Origin of the sequence: Streptomyces apricus (assembly GCF_008369065.1) — a bacterium.
Taxonomy (GTDB): Bacteria; Actinomycetota; Actinomycetes; order Streptomycetales; family Streptomycetaceae; genus Streptomyces; species Streptomyces apricus.
Map to the genome: position 1 here is coordinate 25,363 of NZ_VDFC01000020.1, position 8,215 is coordinate 33,577.

The 8,215-nt window shown below is 72.7% G+C and carries 9 protein-coding genes and 1 pseudogene; 6 read left to right on the top strand and 4 right to left on the bottom strand.

The window, feature by feature from the left end:
• Nucleotides 1-186 precede the first annotated feature (186 nt).
• Complete coding sequence (locus FGF04_RS07130) at nt 187-627, bottom strand: SRPBCC family protein (RefSeq protein WP_149510398.1); 441 nt, start codon at nt 625-627, stop codon at nt 187-189.
• 137 nt (nt 628-764) lie between these two features.
• Here FGF04_RS07130 and FGF04_RS07135 point away from each other — a divergent pair, with 137 nt between their 5' ends.
• Entirely contained in the window at nt 765-1,637 is an 873-nt protein-coding gene (locus FGF04_RS07135) for a DUF2382 domain-containing protein (protein WP_149510399.1), read from the top strand.
• Nucleotides 1,638-1,850: 213 nt separating this feature from the next.
• The gene (locus FGF04_RS07140; protein ID WP_149510400.1) at nt 1,851-2,561 is read left to right on the top strand and encodes a DUF899 domain-containing protein; all 711 of its coding nucleotides are present in this window, start codon (nt 1,851-1,853) and stop codon (nt 2,559-2,561) included.
• A gap of 21 nt (nt 2,562-2,582) precedes the next feature.
• Here FGF04_RS07140 and FGF04_RS07145 read toward each other — a convergent pair whose 3' ends face one another.
• Nucleotides 2,583-3,059 carry an ATP-binding protein gene (locus FGF04_RS07145; protein WP_188113990.1) on the bottom strand — a complete coding sequence of 159 codons (477 nt, stop codon included), beginning with the start codon at nt 3,057-3,059 and terminating at the stop codon, nt 2,583-2,585.
• Nucleotides 3,060-3,573: 514 nt separating this feature from the next.
• On the opposite strand from FGF04_RS07145, the gene FGF04_RS07150 reads away from it, so the two are divergent.
• Together FGF04_RS07150 and FGF04_RS07155 are read left to right on the top strand one after the other, a co-directional pair.
• Nucleotides 3,574-3,789, top strand: coding sequence for a hypothetical protein (locus FGF04_RS07150; RefSeq protein WP_149510401.1), 216 nt, complete (start codon nt 3,574-3,576; stop codon nt 3,787-3,789).
• A gap of 467 nt (nt 3,790-4,256) precedes the next feature.
• A complete protein-coding gene (locus tag FGF04_RS07155; protein ID WP_149510402.1) occupies nt 4,257-4,919 on the top strand; it encodes a DUF4232 domain-containing protein in 663 nt (220 codons plus the stop codon).
• A gap of 61 nt (nt 4,920-4,980) precedes the next feature.
• Here FGF04_RS07155 and FGF04_RS07160 read toward each other — a convergent pair whose 3' ends face one another.
• Nucleotides 4,981-5,388 carry a nuclear transport factor 2 family protein gene (locus FGF04_RS07160; RefSeq protein WP_149510403.1) on the bottom strand — a complete coding sequence of 136 codons (408 nt, stop codon included), beginning with the start codon at nt 5,386-5,388 and terminating at the stop codon, nt 4,981-4,983.
• An 86-nt stretch (nt 5,389-5,474) separates the two neighbouring features.
• On the opposite strand from FGF04_RS07160, the gene FGF04_RS07165 reads away from it, so the two are divergent.
• The gene (locus tag FGF04_RS07165) at nt 5,475-6,020 is read left to right on the top strand and encodes a TetR/AcrR family transcriptional regulator (protein WP_223146354.1); all 546 of its coding nucleotides are present in this window, start codon (nt 5,475-5,477) and stop codon (nt 6,018-6,020) included.
• A 126-nt stretch (nt 6,021-6,146) separates the two neighbouring features.
• A pseudogene (locus tag FGF04_RS07170) lies at nt 6,147-7,192 on the top strand (winged helix DNA-binding domain-containing protein).
• Nucleotides 7,193-7,319: 127 nt separating this feature from the next.
• Here FGF04_RS07170 and FGF04_RS07175 read toward each other — a convergent pair.
• The gene (locus FGF04_RS07175) at nt 7,320-8,111 is read right to left on the bottom strand and encodes a S1 family peptidase (protein ID WP_149510411.1); all 792 of its coding nucleotides are present in this window, start codon (nt 8,109-8,111) and stop codon (nt 7,320-7,322) included.
• Nucleotides 8,112-8,215 lie beyond the last annotated feature (104 nt).

Here is an 8,215-nt window from a genome sequence, read left to right on the forward strand (position 1 = left end):
CTCCACGACTGCCCGGCGGAACCGCCCCATGTCACCCATGGCGCCCAGTCTCGCAACCGCAGGCGCACCGGCTCCACAGACTTTTGCCGGGGCGGACCTCGTGCACGCCCGAACGAACCGGCGGGACGGCGTGCCCCTCGGCTCAGGGCCCCTTGGTTCAGGGCCCCTCGGCTCAGGACCCTCGGTTCAGGGGTGCGTCAGCAGCCGGTCCGCCGCGCGGCCGAACATCAGCCGGCCCGCCCGGCCCAGCAGCGGGTCGGCGATCCGTGGCACTCCCCGCACCCGGACCTCCTCCCGCCACACCATCCGCGACCCTCCGCCCGGTACCGGCCGCACCTCGATCTCCGCCCATCCGAGGACGACGCGGCCGCGCTTCACGAGGCGGCACAGGCCGGGGGCGCCGTTGAGGGGCGGCCGCCAGACCGTGACCTCCATGCGGTCGTCGAACGCCAGCCGGCCCACGCCGGTGCGGGCCACGAAGACGGTGCCGGCCCCGCGCGGCGGCAGCGTGACGACCCGGATCCGCGTCAGCGGCACCACGTCGGCGTGCCGCTCCCACACGGTGAGCCGCCGCCACGCCTCGTCGGCGGGCAGTGGGGTGTCCCGGGACACGAGAAAGAGAGCCACCCCGGAATCGTAGGCACACGACGGCGGCAACGCCCCGCAGCCCCCGCTTCGGAACTTTGTACCTTTTGGGATGTTTCATAGGTACTTGTCGCGGTGACCCGGACTGTACACCGGACTCAGAAGGAGGGTGCTGAAGGATGATCACCCAGGACCAGATCCCGGCCGTACTGGAACACCCCGTGTACGACGCCGAGGGCAGCAAGATCGGCAATGCGAACCACGTCTTCTTCGACGACGCGACCGGTCGCCCGGAATGGGTCAGCATCAAGACCGGCTTCTTCGGCACCAATGAGTCGTTCGTGCCGATCCGCGAAGCGATCATGGTCGAGGACCACCTGGAGGTCCCCTACCCCAAGGGCAAGGTCAAGGACGCGCCGAACGTCGACGTCGACAGCGGCGGCCACCTGTCGGAGGCGGAGGAGGTCCGGCTGTACGAGTACTACGGCATCGCCTGGGACGACGCCTGGCACCAGGCCAACCAGCCCGGTGAAGCGGGATGGGCCCGGTCCGAGAGCGGCACCACGGGGGTGGCCGGGACCAGGAGCATGGACGCCGGCACGGCCGCCATGGGGACGGGCGTGGACCGCGGCACGGACGCGCGGGGGACCGACGACGGGGCGATGACCCGGTCCGAGGAGCAGATGCACGTCGGCGCCGAGCGTTACGAGACGGGGCGGGCGCGGCTGCGCAAGTACGTGGTGACCGAGGAGGTCCAGCGGACGGTGCCGCTGCGGCACGAGGAGGTCCGCCTGGAGCGGGAGCCGATCACGGACGCGAACCGGGGCGACGCCCTGTCCGGCCCGGAGATCTCCGAGGCCGAGTACGAGGTGACCCTGCACGCCGAACGCCCGGTGGTCGAGACCGAGACGGTCCCCGTGGAACGGGTGCGGCTGAGCACCGACGAGGTCGAGGAGGAGGAGACCGTGACGGGCGAGGTCCGCAAGGAGCGGATCACCGCCGAGGGCATGGTGGGCACGGAGGACGACGAGGACGGCCGTAGGCGTCCGTAGGGCGTGCGCGCGGCAGCACGACCGTGCGCGGCGCGGTGGTCCGACGGCGCGGCACGCGACAACCCGCCCCCMTCGGGGGCGGGTTGTCGCGTGCCGGAGAGCCCGGAGAGCCCGGAGAGCCCGGAGAGCCCGGAGAGCCCGGAGAGCGATGAGTTCGGCGCGCGGGCGGAGTCTTTGTCCGTGAACCGTCCGCCGCGCACTCCGGAGGAACACATGACAGCCAAGGCACTGCCGCCCGTCGTCGACGCCGAGACGTGGCGGCGCCACCTCGACGACCTGCGCGCCCGGGAGAAGGCCGCGACCCGGGAACTGGACGCGATCGCCGCCCGGCGCCGCCGGTTGCCGATGGTCGAGATGCCCGACTACACCCTGGAGGGCGAAGAGGGGCCGGTCCGGCTGGCCGACGTCTTCGGCGACGCCTCCCAGCTGATCGTCTACAGCCACATGTGGTCCCCCGGCAAGGAATGGCAGTGCCCGGGCTGCACGGGGTTCACGGCGCAGTTCACCCGCCTGGAGTTCCTGGAGGCCTACGACGCCCGGTTCGTCGTCGTCACCCAGGGCCCGATCGGGGAGGCGCTCGCGTACAAGCGGCGCACCGGGAACAGGATGGTCTGGTACTCCACCGCGGACAGCCCGTTCGGCACCGACGTGGGCGCACCGCCCGGCGGCGGATTCGCGGTCAACGTCTTCCTGCGCGACGGCGGCACCGTCTACCGCACCTGGCACACCGACGGCCGGGGCACCGAGCAGCTCAGTCACACCTTCGCGCTGATCGACCTCCTCCCGTACGGCCGCCAGGAGGAGTGGCAGGACTCGCCCGAGGGCTGGCCGCAGTCGCCCACCTACAGCCGCTGGTCGGGCTCCGAGGACATCGCGGCGCTCTACGGCGACCCCTCACCGTCCGCGACGACCGGCGGCCGGTGACGGTGCGGGCCGCCCGGCGGTTCACATCGGCCGGTGGCCGCTCACGTGCCCGCCGGGGTCGTCGGCCAGGACCACGGCCGTCTTGATGCGCTTGCCGACCGGCTCGCGGTGGACCTCGAAGCTGCGGCACACCGCCATCACGATCTCCAGACCGTGCCGGCCGACCCGGCCCGGATCCGGTGCCATGATCGTCGGCAGGACCGCGCTGCTGTCCCAGACCGAGGTCTCGACGGCTCCGTCCCTGACCTCCAGGGTCACCACGCACGGCCCCGGCGCGTGCTTGTGGGCGTTGGTCACCAGCTCGCTCACCACCAGCTGCACCATGCCCATCACGCGCGACGAGACCGGCAGCCCGTGCTCGGTCTGCACCGACTCCAGGAACGTCCGCGCCGTGGCGCGGGAAGCGGCGATGCCGGCGCCGCCCTCGAAGGCCGCACAGATCGACAGCCCGCTCTCCGCAACCGGTTGTCGACCCTCGCCCTGCCCAGCCGAATTCATACAGTTCGCCTCACTGCCGAAGCGCTGCCGAACATGCCCCCGCCGCCTGGAACTCAAACTCCGCCCCTCGGGCGGGGCGGCCCCCGGCGGCCGTTCGGTGGTGCTGTTGTGGCAGCGAGGAGGCGTAAGGGCTCCTCCGCGCGGGAGTCCCGGCTCCGGGGCGGGGAGGAGGCCGGGCGAAAACGCACCCGCGGCACCGGACCGCCCTCATCGGTTGGGCCCAGACGCACTACGGACTTTGCCGCACGGATGCCCGACGCCGGATGCCCGACGCCGGAGGCCCGACGCCCGAGGCCCGACGCCCGAGGCCCGATGTCCGACGCCCGATGTCCGACGCCTGAGCCCGACGCACGCTGCCCGGCGTCCCATGGCGTCGGCGACGGGTGCGTGCGTTGGGGAACGTACGTTTGATATCGCGTGGGCGGGACAGCTGTGGCGGTGCTGCTGTGCAGCGGGCCTGCCGGGATCGTGCGCGGGCCGTTCGTTGTCGATGCCGGTGAACGAGGGTGGACGTATGCGTGAAGGTCGGACGGTCCGGCGTGCGGAGACGGCCGGACGGCCGTCGGTGACAGGGCCCGCGCCGCAGTGGCAGAACCTGTTCCTGGCGCCCGCCTACCGCGGCGACGTCGCCGCGGAGATCGAAGCGGACTGGCGGCAGGAGAAGGCCGCCGCCGCGCCGGTGCAGCGGCGCCGCCGCGGCGGACGCCGCACCGCGCCCGCGGCCGCCTGACGCTCCGGCGCACCGGGACGGGGCTGCGGTCCGGCCGGCCCGGCTGTGGGCTTCCGGCTCGATGGTGGCGGGCGGCCCGTCGCACGGGCCGCCCACCGTGGTGCTGTCCCGCCGGTGTCCTCCGCGGGGGAGCGGTCGATGGTGACGGGCAGCGCTTTCCTGGTGCCCGGTGCGGGACGCGGCAGGCGTCCCCGGCAGGGTGACGCTGAATCGAACGGGCGCCCGCAGACCGAACGTTCACCGCTCAAGACCCGCCGGGTCACAGATCCGTCCCGGCCCCGTCCCGGCCCCGGTGGCGCGCGACGCGGTGGACGGGCTCCTGGGCGGCCTGCTGAGTAATAGGTGTGCAACACGGGGCGGCGCGGCGAAACGAGCGTCCGCCGGAGCCGCTCATGAAGATCAGAAGGCTCACCGGTCGCGGGTCGTACCGGGCGGTGGGCGTATCCGATCGATCCGAGGAAGACACCATGCGCGCTCACAGGATGACCCTGATCGCTCTGACCGTCGTCGCGGGGCTGTCGCTGACGGCCTGCAACGGCGACGACACGCCGTCACCGGCCGCCTCGTCCTCGTCCGACGCCACGTCCGCGGGTGCGGGTGCGGGTGAGGGTTCGGGCGAGAGCGCGGGCGCGGGTACGGATACGGGTTCGCCCGGCACCGGAGGGAAGGAGTCCGCCGGCGGCGACTCCGACGCCACCGACCGGAACGGTACGTGCCGCACCGACGCGCTGAAGATCACGGCGATCGACAACAGCATCTCCGGCGACGACGTCGGCTCGGTGGCGGTGACCTTCGTGAACGACGGCGGCCGGGACTGCACCCTGTCCGGGTTCGCCGGCGTCGACCTGAAGACCGCCGCGGGCACGGTGTCCGCCGAGCGCACGGGCGACCCGGCCGACCGGATCACCCTGAAGGACGGCGACTCGACCGCCTTCACCGTCAGCTACCCGATCAACGACTCCGGCGGCTCCGGCGTCCGGATCACCGGCCTGCTGGTCACTCCGCCCGGCGAGACCAGGGCGGCCACCCTCAAGTGGCCCGGGGCCGCCTCGCTGCCGGTCACGGACGGCTCCGGCTCCTCGGCCAAGGTCCGCGTCCACCCGATCGGCAGCGCCGGCCAGGGCGGCTGAACCGGGCCACAGTCGGAACTGTCTTCGGCCGGACCGGTCTGCGGCCGGACCGGTCTCCGGGTCAGGACAGCAGACCGGCCAGGGCGGCGTGGTCGTGGTAGTCGCGCGACCACGCGACCCGTCCGTCCCGGACGCAGAACACGGCGATGTTGTGCGTGCTCACGGTCGTGCCGTCCGTGGTGCGGGTGACGTCGTTGTCCCACTCCCCGATGACGACGTGCGGATCGGTCGTCCGGTGCACCTCGACGTTGCGCGGCGACAGCGTGACGGGCGCCGTGGCGAACGCGGTGAGGTGCCGTTCGATCTCGCCCCGGCCGGTCAGTACGATCTCGGCCGGCTTGGCGAACGGCTGCCGCACCACCGCGTCGTCGGCGTACAGGCCGACCACCGTCTCCAGGTCCCGGTCGGCGAGGGACTTCAGCAGAAGCTCGAACACCTCATGAGGGGCGCGGACCGCGTTGTCGGGCATGATGACCTCCAGAAGCTAGAATCGGAGTGACCACTCCGGTAAATGAAGTTACGGAGTGGCGACTCCGTTTGTCAAGGAAGGTTCCCGTGAGTCCCCGAGCCGACGCTGCACGCAACCGGTCCGCCGTCCTCAGGGCCGCCGACGAGGTCTTCGTCGAACACGGCACCACCGCCTCGACGGAGGAGATCGCCCGGCGGGCCGGGGTCGGGATCGGCACCGTCTTCCGGCACTTCCCGACCAAGGAGGCCCTGCTCAAGGCGGTGTACGAGCAGAGGCTGGAACACCTGGCCGCCCGCGCCCTGGCCATCGGGACGGACGAGGCCCCGCCGGGCTGGTTCCGTGAGTTCTTCACCGACGTGGCCACCACGTCGGCCGAGAAGCTGATCCTCGCCGACGCCCTGAGCGACCTGCGGCTGGACGCCGACCCCGAGATCACGGCCCGCCTGCGCYCGGCGGTCGGCGCCCTGCTGCGGCGCGCCCAGGCCGCCGGGGCCGTCCGCGAGGACGTGTCCTTCGACGATCTGATCGCCCTGCTGATCGCGGCCGGCCGGGCCGCCCAGGCCACCGCGGACGAGAGGACCCGCACCCGTCTGATCGACGTCATCCTGGACGGCCTGGAGCCCCGCGGATAGCCGCGGCCGCGGCGGACGCGTCGTCCCGCGGACGGTCCCGACCGGCGTCGGAGCGAGCAGAAGGTGTCCGCACGCTGTCGAGGCATGCGGACAGAAGGTGTCCGCATGCCTCGGTAGCGTGCAAGCATGACGAAGACCTCGACCGCCCCCGTGCTGAGCGTCCGCGCACTGAACCGCGCGACCCTCGAACGCCAGCTCCTGCTGCGTCGGGCCACCCTGTCCGCGACGGACGCCGTGGCACACCTCGTCGGCCTCCAGGCGCAGAACGTCAAGCCGCCGTACCTCGCGCTCGCCGCCCGCCTGGAGGGCTTCGCGCCGCAGGAGCTGTCGGCCGCCATGGAGGAGCGGGCGGCCGTCCGCATCGTCACCCTGCGGTCCACCCTCCACACCCACACCGCCGACGACTGCCTCACGCTGCGGCCGCTCGTCCAGGCCGCCCGGGACAGGGAGTTGCACGGTTTCCGGCACGGTCTCGCCGGAGTGGACCTCGACCGGCTCGCCGCGGTCGCCCGGGAACTGGTCGAGGACCGGCCGCGCACCATGAAGGAGCTGCGCGAGGCGCTGCTCGTCCGGTGGCCGGACGCCGATCCGTCGGCGCTCGCGATCGCGGCCCGCTGCCGGCTGCCCCTCGTCCAGGTCACCCCGCGCGGGCTGTGGGGACGCAGCGGCCAGGTCGCGCTCACCACCGCCGAGCACTGGCTCGGCAGGCCCGCGCAGCCTGTCCCCGCGCCCGACGCCACCGTCCTGCGCTACCTCGCCGCCTTCGGGCCCGCCTCCGTCAAGGACATGCAGACCTGGGCCGGACTGACCCGGCTGCGGGAGGTCTTCGAACGGCTCCGGCCGCGGCTGGTCACCTTCGCCGACGAACGGGGCGTGGAGCTCACCTGCTCCTGTCGCACGCCGACCGGTCCCGGGTGGTGGCCCCGCACCACAGGGGCCGTACCTGGCAGGGCAACCAGGCCCACCCGACCCTGCTCGTCGACGGGTTCCTGGCGGGTGTGTGGCGGCTGCGGGAGACCGGCGGGGAGAGCGTGCTCACCGTCGAACCCTTCGGCACGCTCACCGGGCGGCAGCGCACCGAGGTGACCGAGGAGGCGGCGCGCCTGCTCACGGTGCTCGGCGTGGCGGGCCCCTGCGACGTGCGGTTCGGAACGGTCGTGGGCGCCGGCTGACGGGCCGGACGGTGTGCGGACACATGGAGAGGGGGCGTTGCGGGCCGCTCGTGGAGGCCCGCAACGCCCCCTGTCTGTTCCCCGGGCCGCGATCGCGCCGATCGGGCTCAGGAAGTCACCGGTACGGTCAGGAGTTGACCTGCGCCGTCACCTGGCTGGAGAACGTCGTCAGGCGGGTGTAGACACCGGGGTAGCCGGCATCCGCGCAGCCGTAGCCCCACGAGGTGATGCCGGCGAGCTTGCCGCCGATCACGAGCGGGCCGCCGCTGTCGCCCTGGCAGGTGTCCACGCCGCCGGAGGTGTAGCCGGCGCAGACCATGTCGCTGGAGATGTACGACGAGCCGTACGCCGAGGAGCAGGTGGAGTTCGACACGGTCGGGACCGTCGCCGTGCGCAGCTGGTTGGAGGAGGAGCCGCCCGAACTGGTGGTGCCCCAGCCGAGGATGCGGGCGGTGGTGCCGGCCGCGTACACACCGGTCTCGGAGGAGGAGACGTAGCCGATCGGCGTGTACGGCATCGACGACGCCAGGGTCAGCACGGCGACGTCGTCGCCGTTCTCGGCGTCCGTGTAGGTCGGGTGGATCCATATCTTGCTGACCTGGGCGACGGTGCCGTTGGTGCCGTTGCGGTACGTGCGGCCGCCCACCACGCGGATGCCGCTCGGCGTCTCGCCGACCATGCAGTGGGCCGCGGTGACGACCTTGGTGGGGGAGACCAGCGTGCCGCCGCAGAACTGGCTCTGCGAGGCGGTGGTGATCTGCATGACGTAGGGGTACGCGGCGGCCGTGGTCGTCGAGCCGCCGACGATGGGCTGGGGGGCGGCGCTCGCGGTGGTCGCGCCGAGGAGACAGGTCGTCGCGGCGGCGGCGATCGCGGCGGTGACGGCGGCGGCCTTCTTGGCAAGGGTGAACCCGGACATGGATCTCCTCGGGGGGTGCCTCGCGGCGGCGGCGATCGCGGCGGTGACGGCGGCGGCCTTCTTGGCAAGGGTGAACCCGGACATGGATCTCCTCGGGGGGTGCC

Bases quoted from the DNA above. Each gene is read 5' to 3' on its own strand.
- FGF04_RS07135 (WP_149510399.1), top strand. From the start codon at position 765: ATGATCACCCAGGACCAGATCCCGGCCGTACTGGAACACCCCGTGTAC.
- FGF04_RS07140 (WP_149510400.1), top strand. From the start codon at position 1,851: ATGACAGCCAAGGCACTGCCGCCCGTCGTCGACGCCGAGACGTGGCGG.
- FGF04_RS07145 (WP_188113990.1), bottom strand. From the start codon at position 3,059: ATGAATTCGGCTGGGCAGGGCGAGGGTCGACAACCGGTTGCGGAGAGC.
- FGF04_RS07150 (WP_149510401.1), top strand. From the start codon at position 3,574: ATGCGTGAAGGTCGGACGGTCCGGCGTGCGGAGACGGCCGGACGGCCG.
- FGF04_RS07155 (WP_149510402.1), top strand. From the start codon at position 4,257: ATGCGCGCTCACAGGATGACCCTGATCGCTCTGACCGTCGTCGCGGGG.
- FGF04_RS07160 (WP_149510403.1), bottom strand. From the start codon at position 5,388: ATGCCCGACAACGCGGTCCGCGCCCCTCATGAGGTGTTCGAGCTTCTG.
- FGF04_RS07175 (WP_149510411.1), bottom strand. From the start codon at position 8,111: ATGTCCGGGTTCACCCTTGCCAAGAAGGCCGCCGCCGTCACCGCCGCG.